14 protein-coding genes and 1 tRNA gene are annotated in these 17164 nt (G+C 57.1%); 10 read left to right on the forward strand and 5 right to left on the reverse strand.

Translation table 11 applies throughout. From position 1 onward, the window contains the following. The first annotated feature begins 179 nt into the window (after positions 1 to 179). From IEU99_RS04290 to IEU99_RS04300, 3 genes are read left to right on the forward strand one after another with little or no spacing between them, the layout of a single operon-like run. Entirely contained in the window at positions 180 to 1238 is a 1059-nt protein-coding gene (locus tag IEU99_RS04290; RefSeq protein ID WP_128890594.1) for an ABC transporter substrate-binding protein, read from the forward strand. Between the two features lie 8 nt (positions 1239 to 1246). After that, complete coding sequence (locus IEU99_RS04295) at positions 1247 to 2284, forward strand: FecCD family ABC transporter permease (RefSeq protein ID WP_371869472.1); 1038 nt, start codon at positions 1247 to 1249, stop codon at positions 2282 to 2284. Continuing rightward, positions 2281 to 3042 carry an ABC transporter ATP-binding protein gene (locus IEU99_RS04300; protein ID WP_128890592.1) on the forward strand — a complete coding sequence of 254 codons (762 nt, stop codon included), beginning with the start codon at positions 2281 to 2283 and terminating at the stop codon, positions 3040 to 3042. The genes IEU99_RS04295 and IEU99_RS04300 overlap by 4 nt, the downstream gene beginning before the upstream one ends. A gap of 54 nt (positions 3043 to 3096) precedes the next feature. Here the strand turns inward: IEU99_RS04300 and IEU99_RS04305 are convergent, their stop codons facing one another. Next, positions 3097 to 4626 carry an adenylate/guanylate cyclase domain-containing protein gene (locus IEU99_RS04305; protein WP_128890591.1) on the reverse strand — a complete coding sequence of 510 codons (1530 nt, stop codon included), beginning with the start codon at positions 4624 to 4626 and terminating at the stop codon, positions 3097 to 3099. Positions 4627 to 4685: 59 nt separating this feature from the next. Here IEU99_RS04305 and IEU99_RS04310 point away from each other — a divergent pair, with 59 nt between their 5' ends. The 7 genes from IEU99_RS04310 (at position 4686) to IEU99_RS04340 (ending at position 12431) form a co-directional block, all read left to right on the forward strand. Then, the gene (locus tag IEU99_RS04310; RefSeq protein ID WP_229718390.1) at positions 4686 to 5891 is read left to right on the forward strand and encodes a DNA polymerase III subunit delta'; all 1206 of its coding nucleotides are present in this window, start codon (positions 4686 to 4688) and stop codon (positions 5889 to 5891) included. A gap of 58 nt (positions 5892 to 5949) precedes the next feature. Further along, positions 5950 to 6025: transfer RNA gene (locus IEU99_RS04315), tRNA-Thr, on the forward strand. Between the two features lie 732 nt (positions 6026 to 6757). Beyond that, positions 6758 to 8092 carry a magnesium transporter CorA family protein gene (locus tag IEU99_RS04320; RefSeq protein WP_128890590.1) on the forward strand — a complete coding sequence of 445 codons (1335 nt, stop codon included), beginning with the start codon at positions 6758 to 6760 and terminating at the stop codon, positions 8090 to 8092. Continuing rightward, a complete protein-coding gene (locus IEU99_RS04325; protein WP_128890589.1) occupies positions 8089 to 8976 on the forward strand; it encodes an NUDIX domain-containing protein in 888 nt (295 codons plus the stop codon). The genes IEU99_RS04320 and IEU99_RS04325 overlap by 4 nt, the downstream gene beginning before the upstream one ends. Next, positions 8976 to 9476, forward strand: coding sequence for an HD domain-containing protein (locus IEU99_RS11060; protein ID WP_128890588.1), 501 nt, complete (start codon positions 8976 to 8978; stop codon positions 9474 to 9476). The genes IEU99_RS04325 and IEU99_RS11060 overlap by 1 nt, the downstream gene beginning before the upstream one ends. An 851-nt stretch (positions 9477 to 10327) precedes the next feature. Then, entirely contained in the window at positions 10328 to 11026 is a 699-nt protein-coding gene (locus tag IEU99_RS04335) for an 8-oxoguanine DNA glycosylase OGG fold protein (RefSeq protein WP_128890587.1), read from the forward strand. Between the two features lie 73 nt (positions 11027 to 11099). After that, positions 11100 to 12431 (forward strand): polysaccharide pyruvyl transferase family protein, encoded by a 1332-nt coding sequence (locus IEU99_RS04340; protein ID WP_128890586.1) that lies wholly within the window; start codon positions 11100 to 11102, stop codon positions 12429 to 12431. 6 nt (positions 12432 to 12437) lie between these two features. Here the strand turns inward: IEU99_RS04340 and IEU99_RS04345 are convergent, their stop codons facing one another. From IEU99_RS04345 to rfbB, 4 genes are read right to left on the reverse strand one after another with little or no spacing between them, the layout of a single operon-like run. Beyond that, positions 12438 to 13643 (reverse strand): hypothetical protein, encoded by a 1206-nt coding sequence (locus IEU99_RS04345; protein ID WP_128890585.1) that lies wholly within the window; start codon positions 13641 to 13643, stop codon positions 12438 to 12440. 60 nt (positions 13644 to 13703) lie between these two features. Then, on the reverse strand, positions 13704 to 14570 hold the full coding sequence (gene rfbA / locus IEU99_RS04350; RefSeq protein WP_128890584.1) for a glucose-1-phosphate thymidylyltransferase RfbA: 867 nt from the start codon (positions 14568 to 14570) through the stop codon (positions 13704 to 13706). Positions 14571 to 14573: 3 nt separating this feature from the next. Further along, positions 14574 to 16001: a sugar nucleotide-binding protein gene (locus IEU99_RS04355; RefSeq protein ID WP_128890583.1), complete on the reverse strand. Its 1428-nt coding sequence runs from the start codon at positions 15999 to 16001 to the stop codon at positions 14574 to 14576. Beyond that, positions 16002 to 16994, reverse strand: a complete 993-nt coding sequence (gene rfbB / locus IEU99_RS04360; RefSeq protein ID WP_128890883.1) for a dTDP-glucose 4,6-dehydratase — start codon at positions 16992 to 16994, stop codon at positions 16002 to 16004. Between the last annotated feature and the right edge of the window lie 170 nt (positions 16995 to 17164).

Raw genomic sequence — 17164 nt, forward strand, 5'->3', positions numbered from 1 at the left:
GCGTCCCTGGGGCTTTGCGCTGAAATTTTGCGCTGGGTTTAGGCCGTGGTGGGCGCAGTGATAGGTCTTCTTGGCAATTTGGCTATGCTAACCTTATTTCTCCTGATATTGTGCTGGTGGCTTATTCCAGCATGCCCAACTGCGGTTGGGTTCCCTCATATCGAAATAAGGAAGACCCCATGGTTCAACGACGCACAACGCTGCGCCTTGTCGGCATCGGAGCAACCTTAAGCCTCGCGCTTGCCGCCTGCGGTGCATCTGAAGAAGTAAAGAACAACGACACTCAGACTTCCACCCAAGCGGAAGGCAATACGCAGTATCCGATCAAGATTGAGAACTGCGGAGAAACCCTCACCATCGACCAGGCACCTACTCGCGTAGTCTCCCTCGACCAAGGCTCCACCGAGATCCTGCTTTCTTTGGGCCTTCAAGACAAGATCGTCGGTACCGCATCCTGGACGGACCCGATCCTGCCCGAGCTTGAGCAGGCGAATGAGAACGTGCCGCGCCTGGCCGATAACGCACCGACCTACGAGGTCGTCCTCGACACCGACCCGGACTTCATCACCGCCTCCTTTGGCCGCCACTTCAAAAAAGAAGGCGGCGTTGCCCCTCGCGAGCGTTTCGAGGAAACCGGCATCCCCACCTACCTTTCGCCCACCGACTGCGATAACGGCGAGAGCATCAACGCCGGCGGTACGCGCAGCTCCGCGCTGACCCCTGAGGTGATCTACGAAGAAATTACCCAGTTGGCTGAAATCTTCGACGTGCAAAGCCGCGGCGAGGAACTCGTCGATTCGCTCAAGCAGCGCGTAGAAAAGGCCACCAAGGATCTGCCCGATGCCGACGGCCAGACCGTTGCCTTCTGGTTCGCCGATACCAAGACCCCATACATGGCTGGCGGCCAAAGCGAACCCCAGATGCTGGCAAACATGACCGGCCTGAGCAACGTCTACGCCCAGGACAAAGAAGACTGGCCAGCAGTGACCTGGGAGGACGTAGCCGATAAGCAACCAGACATCCTGGTGCTTGGCGATCTTGAACGTGACCGCTTCCCCGGCGACCGCCTGAAGGATAAGAAGAAGTTCTTGGCTGAGGATCCGCTGACCAAGAACATGAAGGCAGTCAAGGAAGAAAACTACATCGCACTGCACGGTGCAGAACTCAACCCATCCATCCGCTTCGTCGATGGCTTGGAAAAGATTGCTGAGTACCTGCGCGAGCACGATAAGCGCTAAGGCGAATTGTGAACGCTGCACCCCATCGCTTTCGACGCACCCTCGGTGTCGGAGCGCTCACGCTGCTTGCCTGCGCGCTCATCGCTGCATCCCTGCTGGGAGCAACGGTGTTAGGGCCGGCTGCGGTCAGCGCAGTCAACGTGCGTGATGTGCTAGCCAATCACCTGCTCGGTGCCGATATCCCGGTGCGAAACATCAAAGATGCCATCGTCTGGGAAGAGCGCCTCCCACGAGCCATCCTCGCCGCCTTATGTGGCGCAGGCTTGGGCCTGTGCGGTGTGATTATGCAGTCGCTACTGCGAAACCCACTGGCAGACCCCTATATCTTGGGTGTGTCTTCCGGTGCTTCCACCGGGGCTGTGGTGGTCGGCATCTTTGGCCTCGGGGCATCACGCTTAAGCCTTTCTTCCGGCGCATTCGTGGGATCGCTGATCGCCTTCGGCTTGGTGCTACTGCTTGCTCGCTTCTGTGGTGGAACAACGGAAAAAGTCCTGCTTGCCGGTATTGCCGCCACGCAACTATTTTCCGCCCTCACCTCACTGTTGGTGTTCGCCTTCGCCGATTCCGATGAAGCCCGTGGCGTGATGTTCTGGCTATTAGGCTCGCTCGAAGGCATCCGCTGGTTCGATGTTCGCATCGCAGCCGTGGTGGTATTCCTTGGAACGCTGCTCTGCCTGTATTTTGCGCGCGTGCTCGATGCCTTCGCCTTCGGCGATACCATCGCATCTACCCTGGGCATTAACGTGACCAAAATCCGCTTGGTGCTACTTGGCCTGTGCGCATTGATCACCGCCACCTTGGTCTCGATCACCGGCGCCATCGGCTTCTTAGGCTTGGTGCTGCCGCATGTGGCGCGACTGCTGCTGGGCACCGCCCAACACATGAAGGTCATTCCCGTCACCATCGTCGTCGGCGCGGTGTTTATGGTGTGGGTCGATGTCTTCTCGCGCCTTGCCTTCGCACCAACCCCATTGCCAGCCGGTGTGGGCACAGCGCTTGTTGGCGTGCCAGTCTTTGTATTCCTAATGGCCAGGAGGAGGGCATGAGCCTCGAAGCACACGAAGTGAGCTGGAAGCGCGGCAACAACTTAGTTGTCAACGGTGTTTCGCTCACACCAGAGCCCAACACCACCGTGGGTCTGCTCGGCCCCAATGGTTCAGGCAAATCCTCCTTCCTGCGCCTGCTGCATGGCGAGGTGCGCCCCACCGAAGGCAGGGTGCTGCTGAACCAACGCGACCTTCACAGCATTGGACGCAAAGAACGCGCCAAGCAGATCGCGGTGGTAAGCCAGCACGTGGGAACCGACCTGAACATGTCGGTACGAGAAGTGGTCGCCCTTGGGCGCATCCCCTTTCGATCACTCATCGCCAGTGAGCAAGGATCGGATCAAGCAGCCATCGAAGCCGCCATGGAAGAAACCGGGGTCACGCACCTACGGGATCGTTCCTGGCATCAGCTTTCCGGTGGTGAACAACAGCGTGTGCACATCGCCCGCGCCTTGGCCCAAGAACCAAAAGAGCTGCTTCTCGACGAACCAACGAACCACCTGGATATCCAACACCAATTGGAGATCCTGCAATTGGTTCGCTCGCTTGATGCCACCTGCGTGGTGGCACTGCATGATCTCAACCTTGCCGCCATGTTCTGCGATAGCCTCATGCTGCTCAAAGACGGCAAAGTGGCAGTAGCGGGAGCAACCGAAGAGGTCTTGCGCCCAGAGACCATCCAAGAGATCTTCGGTGTTCGAGCAAAGATCAACCGCGACCCAGACAATGGGCGCATGCACATCGCCTACGAGTGCTAAACAACAACAATGCCCCCGGCTCTCGCCTTTCAAGGCTGCAGCCGGGGGTTTGGTTTAATCTGAGCGATCCGCCAAGGTGGGCCTGATTGGGCGAGCAAGTTGCGTCATCAAATTCCTACCGCGCAGCTCCACCGACTTCATCAGCGTCCAGCGGGCCTGCTCAGCCTCATTGGCACGATCAAGGGTGGCGGCATTGGTCAAGACGCGGCCAGGGGTGTTCTTTGCAATCTCCGTCAAACGCGCTGCGGTATTCACGGCATCGCCAATCACGGTGTATTCGAAGCGATCGTGGCCACCAATATGGCCTGCCACCACATGGCCAGAGGCCACACCAATGCCGGCCTGCAGGCGCAGCCCTTGGAGCTCCTGGCGCAACTCGCGCGCGGTTTTGAGGGCATGGCTTGCAGAGTCGGTCAGGGAAATCGGCGCACCAAACACAGCCAGGGCGGCATCGCCTTGGAACTTATTAATGATGCCCTTGTTGCGGTGTACCACTTCTACAACGTGCTCGAAGAAGCGATTGAGCTCCTCCACGACTTCCTCGGGATCGTGATTCACAGCGAAGGTAGTAGATCCAACCACGTCCACGAACACCACGGCCACCTCGCGGTCCTCGCCGCCCAAGGTGGGGCGTTCTTCCAGGGCGCGGCGGGCCACCTCGATGCCCACGTAGCGGCCGAAAATATCGCGCACGCGCTGGCGTTCCTGCAGGCCGCGCATCATCTCATTAAAACCGGCCTGCAGCACACCGATCTCGGAGCCATCATAAATATCCACCTGCACATCCGACTCGCCGCGGCGCACCCGGTTAATGGCGCCCTGAAGCTCCAGGATGGGATCCACCACGCTCATGGTGGCCAAGGTGGTGCCCACAAAGCCGGTAATCAAAGCGGTAATGCTCAAGGCGATAATCGCCGGCACAATATCGGCGTCGCTGCCGCTGAACAACCCCGCGGCGTCGCCAAGCGCCATTAAAGCAATACCGACAATGGGGGCAGCGGAGGTTAAAAGCCAGGTCAGGCCGAGGCGCTGGCTAATCGGGGGCTCCAAGGTGGAATCCTCGAAGCGGCGCGCCAGGGCAGTCGCTGCCACGGGGCGAACCAGACGCTCGGCAAAAAGATAAGTGATCACCGTGATGGCGCTGCCGGCAAGAGAGGTGGCAACAACCACCACCAGGCCTAAGTGCGCGGAGGTTTGAGCTGCGGCAATGCCTAAGATCACGATGCCAAGCAACCACACCGCCAGGCACAACGCCGACTGCAAAAATGGAATGCGCATCACTAGGTGGCGCACCATGTTCGGGTCGTGGCGCTCGGGATGGCGCTGCCAGTCGATCACCGGCCTAAACAGCACGAAGGTAGCGATAGCGCCGATGAGCACCGCAAACACCACATACGCCAGGCCAATAATGGGCAGGTAGGGCGCGTCGATGGGGAACTCGGCAAGCTCTGGCATGGGCACCAGATACTTCAAAAAGAGCATCACTCCAACTGCTGCAAGCAAATTGGAGCCCAGCACCGCCGTGGCATACAAAGGCCAAGAGGTGCTAAAGAGCCACTTAAATGCTCGCCACAATCTGGTCATAGCAATCACTCTAACCGGCAGTGCAATCTTGTGGTGACATAGCGGTTAGGGTGGATTCCGTGACTAGCAATGACGTGTTCGCCCAAATGGGTGTGAGCGAACTAATCGCACCACAGTTGCGCAACGCCGCACGCGCAGCCCGCGCAGGAGACACCGGCAGCGCGATGACGCACGCCTGGCTTTTTAGCGGCCCTCCCGGCTCCGGGCGTTCCGTGGCGGCGGTGGCATTCGCCGCAGCACTCGAATGCTCCAACCCCGATGTGGTGGGCTGCGGGCAGTGCGAACAATGCCGAGCAGTGCGCAACGGCACGCATGGCGATGTGGTCCATATTGTGCCCCAGGAACTTTCCATTGCCGTGGCCACCATGCGCCGAGACGTAATCGAACCAGCCGCCACCCGGCCCACCGTGGCCTCCTGGCGCGTGGTGATTTTGGATAATGCCGATCGGCTTACCGACGGAGCCGCGAACGCCCTGCTGAAAACCGTGGAGGAACCGCCCAAGCACACCGTCATCTTGCTGTGCGCGCCTTCGACTGACCCCCAAGACGTCATGCCCACGCTCGTCTCACGCAGCCGCCATGTGTACGTGCCACAGCCAAACACCAAAGAAGTGGCGCGGCTTTTAATGCAAAGCGAAGACGTGAGCGAAGAAATTGCCACCTTGGCCGCCGCATCGACCAGTAATCACGTCGGCCGTGCCAGGCGATTGGTGCGAGACCCCGATATGCAGCGCAGCCGTGCGCGCACACTCACCCTTGCCGAGGACGTATTCCGGGGCGATAAGGCATTCCGCAATGTCACCGCCATGGTCAAAGAAATCACCAAAGTAGCAGAGCAAGGCCTGGCCGAAGCCTCCGAGGCTGAGGTAGAAAAATTGCGCACCGCTTTGGGCATGGGCGCTAGTGGCCGTGGCGCACAAAAGGCATTGCGTGGCAGCGCCGGGCAGATCCGAGAATTGGAAGATAAGCACAAAAAGCGCAAAACGCGTGCGGTGCGCGATGCCCTGGATTTAGCCCTAGTAGACCTCGCCGGGCTGTACCGCGATGCGCTGATCAAGGCCGTGGACTCCAAGGTTGAGCTCATGCATCCAGACTTTCAGCAGCTTTCCGAGGGGCTGTGCCAAAGGGTGAGTCCACAGGGGCTCAGCGCCTGCATCGAGGCCATTATGAAGGCCCGTGAGCACCTGGGAATGAACGTGCGGCCAGAGACAGCACTCGATGCGATGGTGGGCCGTATCAGGCTTGCATGCGGGGTAAGTGAGTAGCAATTTTCTTGCTGCCAGTACCGTGATGTAAAGTGCCAACAGGATTATTTGATCCGAGGCCGCCTTAGCTCAGTCGGTAGAGCATCTCACTCGTAATGAGAAGGTCGCGAGTTCGATTCTCGCAGGCGGCTCCACACTCCAGTCCAAACGGAGACAAACCGTTTGATGGCTGGAATTGGCCGGGTGACCTACTTTCCCTTGATATTGCGGGAAAGCGGGTGCCCGGCTTTTTCGTGTCTGGTGGTTGGTGATGGCCGCGGGGGTGCTTCTCGGCCCGAGAGTGCGCTGTGGAGCTTGGCTCCTCCAGTTTTGAGGTGGCTAAGAGGCTAAACGTTCCGCGATATAGGTGTTGATATTGAAAATCGAACCCCAGACAGTGGCTGATTTGAAGATGTCTCCTAACAGCTCCGTACAGGTGGGCAGGATTAACAGTATTGTTCAGGTTAAGTACATGAGAATTGTCGGGTTTGTTCGGTCGTTGAGACGGGTTTTGCTCTTTTAGCCGGCAATTCAGAGGCATCCAAACTCACAGTAGCGTTGAGTCGGGCTGTTTGTGGCTAGATAAATGATGTGAAGGGGGCGTTGGCTAATCTTAAGGGCGAGCAAGAGGATAATAATAGGGTTCTCAAAACCTTCAGCGACGCGACTGATGATACCGGAGACGTTGCCGAGGAAGTCGCTAAGCGACACTGCGCCCCTAGAGAACGCGGTTAATGACTTCGACGACGAGATGGGCTCAAGTGGTACCATGATGCCATGTTCACACTCGCCCCAGCTGCTAGCTGACGTGTGCATGTGCGCGGTGCACGAACGATCGGTACGTTTAGAGGGCTCATGGGCAGAGCCCAGCAGTGCGGGAGTGGCTTATGCAGCGTGAATCTTCTCAGTATCCTGACTTTTCGTGCACCTACGCTTCTGATCCGGCCTTGTGGGATGACGGTCCAAGCTTCCTTGGGAAGATTAAATACACGGACGGCTGTCAGGCTGTGTTTGCGTCCGGTTGGCATCGCCGCCAGATTGAGTTTGAAAACCCGGGTGTAGTTTTCGCGGACGCGGGCGAGGTGGGAGTTATAGAGCTACCAAGCTCCACTCACCCGCGTGTCCATCCTTCGCCGGAGCCCGGGCACCAGTCGATCGATCGGTATGAGATAGAAGTGTCCTTCGATGAGATACACGCCAACGATCTGCTCGGTTTGCTCGCGCGGTTCATCCCGGAATCGGATGCTCACAAGATTCTCGACTCGATGAGTGACATGGTTCAGCGGGTATCTGCTAATCGTGCCAATAAGACAATCGAAGGGTCTGGTGGACAGGATATCCACACAGTTGATCTGCTGTGTCAGAACCTACCGGCACGCTCTGGTAACGCGACTGAGCCGCTGCGTGCGATCTCCAGGTGGTGTAGGATTTTTGAGCTTGAGCGTGGCACTGTCACGATTTATCAAGCGATGGACGAGACGGAGAAAGCTAAGCTCCGATGGCCACACAACGCTATCTGGCTCAACAGAGGCAAGGACTACTACCTCCAGCCCAGCGACTCGATCGGGGACATCGTGGAGACGTTCAAGATCCCGGTCCAGTATGAGCGCTACAACCTGGCGAACTGGCGAATCGAGTTCGACTTTTGGGAAAACCAGCCATTCCAGGTCATGGTGACTGACGATGCTGATGTGGCATCTGCCCGCTTGGCTGCAGCTTTAAAAGAGCTCGCAATCCTCTCAGAATTCATCACAGTGGCGTTCCTATCGACCAGGAACCTCCAACGCCGCTTAGATAACAACGAGCTCATCCGCCGTCACAAGGCGATCCGCGACTACGCTAAGAAACAACTCGAGGAGCTCCAAAGTGAGATTGTTGAGTATCGGATCCTTCTTGAGAAAGCTTCGACATTACTGGCAAACACTGCCCAATCGGTACAAGCGGTAGCCAACCGCGAAACCGCCGAGGCAGCAGAGAAAACCAACACGTTCCTGAACTTCGCCACGACGGTGTTCTTCATTCCGACGCTCATCATCTCTTTCTACTCGATGTCCATCATCGGACAGAACCAAGATGAGCCCGTGCCGACGACAACGGCCGTGCTCATTCTCTGCATTATCAGCGTTGCCTTAGGGATCGCCTCCTTGGCAATTTTCAGATTCGCCCAAAAACGCAAAAGAAAACGCGCCAAGCAAATGTTCTACCAGGAGGTCAAGCAATGATCGAACACATCAAAAGAGATGAGATTGAAACCTCGCTGAAGGAAACCACCCGGCAGTACCTGGTCGGTAACCTGCAACGTCCGCAGCGACTGCGTTTTTTGCGATCCGAAGCCCTTGAGGTTGGTATCACAAGGTATCTCGATCACGCAGAAGAGGTCCCACACTGGCATACCGAAGCAACTGAATACCAGTACGTTATCAGCGGCTGGACTAGCTACTTGGACACGAACACCGGCGAGGATTTCCACTTCACCGCGGGGGATTTCTATGCGATCTTCCCGGGCACAAGCTACGCACAAAAGTCCAAGCCAGGTACACAGATCCTGTTCATCAAGGTGCCCTCAATCGACGACAAGAATCTCGCTGAGATCACTGACGATGTCGAAGCCTGGATGAGCCGTCAGTTACGAACGGTGCGCACCGATTACTACCACGACCCAGAAGCGCCCAATGCGAACTCTGTCAGGCCTGCAGCTGCAGTGGCCGTTGTGCGGGAAGGCCAGGTTCTATTAGTACGGCGCAAAGATAACGGCAAATGGACGTTACCAGGCGGAACTCTCGAGATGAACGAAAGTTTGCCCAGATGCGCTGTCCGCGAGGTGAAAGAAGAAACCTCCCTCGACGTAGAAATTACTGACATCCTGGGCACCTACACTGACCCCGGTATCCGTATCGCCTACTCCGACGGAGAGGTACGGCGAGAGTTCACCATCGTTTACCTCGCTACCACAACTTCTAGTGAAGTGTGCATCGACTCAGAATCAAGCGAATACCGCTGGTTTGCCATCTCGGCTCTGGACACAGTTGACGTGGCGCAGTCCCAGCGTAAGCGCCTCGAGGATCTTGTCCGCTACTTTGAAACCGGAGAGAAGCGATACGCGTGATGCCAGACCAAACCGATCCCACACCTGCATCTTCCGCTGACGCAATTGGCATCAGCGATGACCGCCTGCTCCACCTCCGAGCAGTTGGACGCCGAGCAGCAGAATTATCCCGAGAATTGTTTAATTTCCCGCCGGAAAAACAGCGCGCAATGTTCGTTCTCGGATTCCTCCACGATATCGGTTACGAATACGCGACTGACCAACGCCAACACGAACACCTCGGAGGAAATCTCCTCGGTTGTATGGGACTCGACGGATGGCAAGTAGTCCACGACCACGGGGACCCCGACATTGCCGACATGAGCGACGAACTCATCATCCTCAACATTGCTGACATGCAAACCGATGGGCGCGGTAACCATGTCACCGCCGAAGAACGGCTTGCCGACATCGCTAGCCGATACGGAAAAGACTCTGAGCAATTCGTTAGAGCCACCCGTCTCACGGATAATCTCCGCAGTCAACTTGCTGCCAGAGGTAAAAACGCTGAGACTATATAATCAAAACCTATTGCTGATTGGGTCCCGACGATGGGGAGTGCAACAGGCAAAGAAAAGTTTTACTGAGGGTGGTAGTGGCCATGATTATCACCGCACTCAGTAGCTTGGCTACCTTCCGTATGAGCTGGCCCATGATGTCTCAAATATCGTCGCTGAACGCCGTTGCAACTGAAAAACGTGAGCGTCAATCTGCGGAGAGTGTTCTGTCCTATTTTTCGCCCACGATCTCCAACTTTGTGCCGGTCGAGATCGCAGTCTGAGTCTTTACCTTTTCCTCAGTCAGGGAGATACGCGCCGCATCCTCGAAGGAAGTTTTCATTCCCACAGCCGCTGCTATTCTGCCGGTACCCCTACTGGCGCTATTCCTTCTTTCAACTGGCCTGGACCACACGGAACTCGTCCAAGACCTCACGGGCAAGAAAATCGTTCAGCTGTTAAGTGTCGCGGTAGCAGGATTCTGGATCACGAGGGCCGTCTACTTGGGAAAACGTTCCATCACGTCGAGAAACCCGACCCGCAAAGCTGATCTCAGGAGTACTTGGGCCGTGCAGCCGGAAACGTAAACCTGAAAGCTCAATATTTCTTAGAAAACGGACCCGGGCTCCAGCGCTCACCAGGGTGGCGACGAAGCTGAACCTAGATTTAAACTGCTCGAAAACCTCTGGCGACACCCTGCATTCGGCTCATGTCCCAGTGCGGTCACGTATCAAAGTCGGTCACTGGAGATTCACACAATATTCACCCTCCACGTTCCACCACCGGAACGTGGAGTTTCTTTTTCCGCCTCGTGCATTTGCCGGCCTGTATGCTGATCAGACGAACTCAAGATCGGATGCCCGAGGGGGAAAGTTGTGACCGTATCGCCAGCAAGCCTATCGGCTGCGCTTGCTGTTCTGGGCAATCCTGAGCAGGCGGTTCCTGCAGAGACGGTGTGGGCACAAACGTCGGTGTTCTATCCGCATTGGTGGCGCAAGCGCTGGCCGCAACATCTAGCACTGCCCGAGTTTCTCAAAAGACCCGAAGCGCAACTTTCGGTTTCTAGAAAAAGGCTTTTCGAGCTCGCCGATGGCATTGAGACTGAAGCCGACGCGCTGAGCTTTTATGTAGCTGTCTGCGCTTGGGGTGCTGGAACGTATGCGCAGCAGGTTGCTCGCAGCATGAAACCTCTTGTGCAACCCGATGCGCCCGCAAAACTCCTTGAGGGCTTCAAGGTTGCCGCCACTAGTACGGCCACTGAGAGCTACGCGGCATTCCATGACGCAGGACCGGCCAAGATCAAGGGACTAGGGCCTGCGTTTTTTAGCAAGCTGATGTATTTCGCCGCCGGCCAACCTTCGCCCTTGGCTACCCGGCACCCATTGATCTTGGATAAGCGAGTGGCGCAGGCCCTTGGGTGGAAGAAGACTGCCGATTGGTCCACCAGCGAGTACAGCGCCTATCTCGACCTCATTGAGGCACTGCATCAGCAGTGGCGTCCAGATCTTCCCACCGACGTGATTGAGTACACCCTGTTCCAAGGCCCTGCGGCTGCGCTGCCTCCAAGCATTTAAGTGGCGCTCTTTTCTTCGCAGGCACCAGCGTATGTATTAACAACAATTTTGTTGTTATGGCTAGCATCGGGGTATGTCTGCTAAAGATTCGCTCATCTACCTGGTGGCTCCGGCTGGGCACCCTAACTTTGGCGACGAATACATCGTGGCCTCCTGGCTACGCACCTTGGCCGAGCTACGCCCTGATGCGCGTGTGATTCTCGATTGCCATTCACCCGGCAGGGCCTCCTTGCTGCACCACAATCACCACCCCGATCTCATTGTGACCAACACATTCTGGGATCTCGCTGGCCACGCCTATCACGCCACAGCCGATCACTTCGGCCTCGATCCAGCCCAGCTTGAGGGCTTCCACACCGAGGCCTATGAGTATCTTGCACACACGGCGCAGCAATTGCTTTTCGACGCAGGCCCGCACCCCGAACACGTCACCGGCACCAATATCGCCCGCACCGCCGATGCGGTGCACATCCTTGGTGGCGGCTGGCTTAATGATTTCTGGCCACACAATATTGCGGTGTGTGCCATGGCCTCCCAAGCTGGTGCCGAGCATGCCCGTCGCTTTGCCACAGGCCAAGGCGTAGCACCCCTTGAGAAGGCTCAGGCGGTATTGGTTGATGCCCTCCAACGCTGCGACGTGGTGGATGTTAGAGATGCAGCGTCGCGCGACCTGCTCCAAGCAGCGGGCCTGCAACCGAGCATGAGCGGTGATGATGCCTGGCTGGGGATCAATAATCGCTTCGGTGCCGAGGGTGTTTTTGGCCCTGGCGCAGATGATGCCCGCGAGCGCCCCTTTGTGTTGTGCGCCCAGGCAGACCTCCTGCGCAGCAACGCTGCTGATGCCGCGGCCTGGATCCACCAGGGTCTGCAGCACTATGGCGTGCGCGGAGAAGACTTAAGCATTATCGAGTGCATCCCAGGTATCGATGGCCAGATCTGGCGCGAGCTGCATCAACGCTGGCCGGAGCACTACCAGGGTTTCCGCTTCGTGGCCTTTGATGAGCTCTGGGCCTTCGGTGTGCCGGTTGCAAGCGAGCAAACCTGGCTCAGTACCCGCTATCACCCACACATGATTGCCGCCGCTGCCGGTGCCAAGGGCGTTGCTCTGGAAATGCATAGACAGGACTATTACGCGGTCAAGCACGAGGCGGTGCAGTCGGCTGGTTCTTCCTGGCCGATGGCGCGCTTGAGTGCTGCACAGGAGGATGCTTGGCCACAACCGGGTGAGGGGATTGGCCCGGATCAGGCGCAGCAGTGCAGGGATGCCAAGTGGCAGCTTGCGCGGCGCTGCTATCCGCTAGAGCCGGAGGACCAAGCCGATGAGCCTGAACAGGCTTCCGATCCACCACGACCTGCCCGTGGGCTTGGGCGCCTGGTGGCTCGTGTGCGCGGTGGCGACCGCTAGAAGGCGCTAGCCCACGGCTGCCAGGGATGCAGGCGCACCCTCGACGTCTGTATGCGTGATCGAATCATCGCTGAGGTTTACCTGGTAGAGGGTATTGCTCTTCGGTTCGCTTACCCATACCAACGTATCGTCGCCGTGTAAGGCTGCGGTGATGCTTGGCTCTACACCGCCATGGCCTTTGGGTTTGGTCCATTCTTTCGTCACCGGAATGCTGCGTTGTTCCACGGCGTGATCATCCAAGATGTGCAACACGCCCTTGGTGTCGAGGTAGGCAAAGCCGCCTTCGGGCAGGCTGATGCGATTGCCAAATGCTGCCGGGGTGGGCACCACGCTGGCTTGATTATCGCGGATGAGTAGCAGCGACTCATCACCCCAATCGCCTAAGGCCGCGCTAGCATCGTGATTAAAAGTAATCGCTCCCACGCGTTCACCGGAGGCATCGGGAGAGGGAATCGTTGTGGCGTTGCCTTGGTCAATTTTCAGCACTCCATCGCTGCAGCCAAAGATGGCGGTATTGGCGTACACGTCCTCACCGTGCATCTCTGAGCAGTCGAAATTCCCGATAGTCTTACCATCGGTGCCAAGCAGCGTAATGGTATCGGCTAAGTGCGAACCCTTCTGGGATACCAACATCTGATCATTGGCCAAAGGCACCACAACCCCGTGGTGGGCTTCTTTGGCCTTGATGCGTTGAGCTGCATCAAGCTGGCCTTTTTCTAAGTTTTCTGCGTCCAATACCCGCCCTTCTGCGTCATCATCGAAGAAGATGGCACTGCTTCCAGACTTTGCATTGCTTACAACATGAATGGGCTTTGCGCCTTCGAGTGCTTGCTGCGCCTTGGAGGGTTCGGTGGTGTAGTAGTGGGAGTGATCGCCGTGGGGAACGCTCCAACTGCCGGCGTCGATAATCTCCACCGCGTTGTTTTTGGTCAGCACCGCAGCGACATGGCGATGATCGCCAAGGGTACTTAAGGTCGGCCGCGCTGGCAGATCGAAGGAGGCCACTTGCTTGAGGTTGCTATCGAAGATGCGTACTCCATGCTCCGTGGCGACTGCGAGCCGTGGTTGGGGAGCATCTTGTTCTTGAGCCTGCTCGCTGCTGCTGGCTGTGCTCTTTTGCTCCGTAGTGCCTGTGCTGCAGGCCGCGAGTGGGAGGGCGATGGTGCAGCTTAACGAGGCGATCAACAACGTCAAAGACTTATTGGAAAACATACCCACTTAATCTAATGGGTGTATTTTTCAATAGCAATGCTTCGCCCACACTTGAGGGCATTAACCACCTTGAAGTGCGCGCAGCAGATACGCCCCGTATCCAGACTTCTGCATCGCCGTGGCCTGGGCTTCAAGCTGGGCATCGCTAATAAATCCCTCGCGCCAGGCAGCCACTTCTGGTGAACCAATCACCCCGCCGGTGCGCTTTTGCAATACCTCCACATAGGCGGCGGCCTCACTCATGGAATCAATGGTGCCGGTATCAAGCCACACATCACCGCGCTGAAGCCGATGCACATTGAGCTTTCCGCGGCGCAAATACTCCTCATTCACAGAGGTGATCTCGAGTTCTCCGCGTGCAGAAGGGCGGATCTGCGCGGCAATATCCACCACGGAATTGTCGTAGAAGTACAAGCCCACCACCGCAAAATTCGATTTCGGGTGTGGTGGTTTTTCCTCAATAGAAGTCGCACTGCCGTGTTCGTCGAATGCCACCACGCCATAGCGCGAGGGATCCGAAACCTCATAGGCAAACACCGTGCCACCTTCTGGTTCGCGGCACTGCTTGAGCGCATCGCCTAAGCCGTGACCATCGAAGATATTATCGCCAAGCACCAAGGCCACCGAATCATCCCCGATGAAGTCGTGCCCAATCAAAAACGCCTGCGCGAGGCCTTCTGGCTGCGGCTGCACAGCGTAGGAGAGGGAGACGCCGAACTGCTCGCCGCTGCCAAGAAGGCGCTGAAACGCCGGCTGATCTTCCGGGGTGCTAATCACCAGAATCTCGCGGATGCCGGCCTCGATCAGCGTGCTGAGCGGGTAGTAGATCATGGGTTTGTCGTAAACCGGCATGAGCTGTTTAGAAATGCCCAAGGTAATTGGGTGCAGCCGCGTGCCGGAACCGCCAGCCAAAATAATGCCCTTCACTGGCTACCCCTCCTGTTCTTCCGATGCATCGAGATGGCGTAAGTACTGCTCCAGGCCTATACGCCAATCCCGTGGCACAAAGCCCGTCGCAGCGATTTTGCTCAAATCCAAGGCCGAATGTCGAGGCCTTGGCGCATGGGGGCGCTGCCCAAAATACTGCGCACTCGAAACTTCCTGCACTGCTTCTGCATTATCTGAGCAATGCGCAAACACCTCACGGGCGATCTCGGCCCAACTCACCACATCGCCGCTATTGCTCAGGTGATAGGTGCCCCAATCGGCCTGCTGGGCAATCAGATGCAGGATGCCAAAGGCCAAATCCTCGGCGAAGGTGAGACGGCCAAATTGATCGCCCACCACCTGCGGTGCCACACCCCGAAGCGCCAAGGATCGCATGGTGCGCACAAAATTCTTTCCATCGCCAACGACCCAACTGCTGCGCACAATATAGTGCCGCCTGGCACCCCTGGCCGCCAGCTCGCCGGCGGCCTTGGATTGCCCATAGACGCTCAAGGGGCTCAAAGGCTCAGATTCACTATGGCAGGCGATGGAGCCATCAAAGACATACTCGCTGGAGACATAGACCAAGGTGATCTGAAATTCATTGGCTACCTGCACCAACCTGGACACAGCCTCGGCATTCACCTGCCAACATTGCGCACGATCTTCTTCGGCTTGATCCACTGCCGTGTAGGCAGCAGCCAATATAATCGCACCGACTTGCGTCCAATCCATCTCGGGCAAGGGATCGCGTAAATCCCAATCCTGACGAGTCCACGCCATGGCATCTGGAAGCGCTGCACACAATGCGCGCCCAAGCTGCCCATCTGCCCCGATGATCAGCGTTCGCTTGTGGGGCACAGGGGTGGCGTCGACAAGCAAGGGATGCTCAATATCTTTTTGGGAAAGCTCAGCAATGGGCAAAGGCCACTGAATATCGAGTGCCGGATCAGCGAGATTAGCCGCACTATAGGCGGCATTGGGCGACCAATGACCATTGACCAAGTAGGTATAGGCGGTAGCAGGCTCTAAAGCCTGGAAGCCATTTGCCACCCCGCGGGGCACAAACACCGCCACATCGGGGCCGATCTCTTGGGTGAAGACCTGCCCATATGTTGCAGAACCCTCGCGCAGATCGCACCAGGCGCCAAACACCCGGCCGTGGGCAACCGAGACGAGCTTATCCCAAGGCTCCGCGTGCAAACCGCGCGTGACCCCAGGTGAGGCATTCAAAGAAATATTTTGCTGAACCGGTTCAAATTCCTTCAATGCGCGGGCGCCGGGAGCATCCAGGTCCAGATCGCGAAACTTCGCGCGCTGCCACTGCTCCTTGAACCAGCCGCGATTATCGCCATGAAGCTGCAGATCAAGAATGAATAGCCCCTCAATCGCAGTGGGGCGCGCTGAAAGAGTCTTGGCACCGGCACTCATTTATTGCCCACTTTCTGCATATTTGGCCTCCACTGCCTCTTTTTGAGGCAGCCACCAATCCTGGTGCTCGCGATACCACTCGATCGTCTGCGCCAAGCCCTCGCGCATACCTGATTGATCAGTGAATTGCGGTGCCCACCCCAGCTCACGGCGCAGTTTCGTGGAATCCATGGCATAGCGCAGATCATGCCCGGGACGATCATTGACATGCTCAAAATCATTCTTATCCCGGCCCATGAGCTCATTAATCATTTGGATAACCTGCAGATTATTCACATGATCATTATCGGCGCCGATGATATAGGTTTCGCCTACACGCCCGCGTTCAATAATGGCCAGCACGGCATCATTGTGATCATCCACGTGGATCCAATCGCGCACATGCTCACCGGTGCCATACAGCTTCGGCGAAAGCCCCGCGAGCACATTCGTGATCTGGCGCGGAATGAACTTCTCAATGTGCTGATAGGGCCCATAATTATTCGAGCAATTCGAGATCGTCACCGGCACCCCAAAAGAGCGATACCAAGCACGCACCAACATATCCGAGCTGGCCTTTGTCGCAGAATAGGGCGAAGAAGGGCGGTAGGGGGTGTCCTCGCGGAAACGCTCAGGATCATTCAAGGCGAGATCACCAAACACCTCATCGGTGGAAATATGGTGAAAACGCGTGTTGTGGCGCCTGCAAGCCTCAAGCAATTGGAACGTGCCCTCGACATTGGAGCGCAAGAAGGGCGAAGGATCCGCCAGAGAATTGTCATTATGCGTCTCAGCGGCAAAGTGCACCACAAGATCGTGGCTTGCTACGAGCTTATCGACGATCTCCGCGTGGCAAATATCTTCCTGCACGAAATCCACGTCGAGGCCATCGAGATTGCTTCGATTGCCGGCGTAGGTGAGTTTATCCACCACGGTGATGCGGTAGCGGCCAGTCAAAAGCGCCCGGCGCACAAAATTAGCGCCAATAAATCCCGCTCCACCGGTGACCAACATCCTGGTTTCAAGCATGGTTTGAGCGTACCCGAACACCTCAAGGCCTTCGGCCTTCTGGCAGCTTGGGAACATGAAGAAGGTATAGACGAAGGGCACGCGATTCTTTCGGGGGGGGGTGAAGGTAACGCGTGCCCTTCTAAGGTGGCGGGGGCAGTGCCTCTCGGGGGGGG

Source organism: Corynebacterium pelargi (genome assembly GCF_014635485.1).
Classification (GTDB): Bacteria; Actinomycetota; Actinomycetes; order Mycobacteriales; family Mycobacteriaceae; genus Corynebacterium; species Corynebacterium pelargi.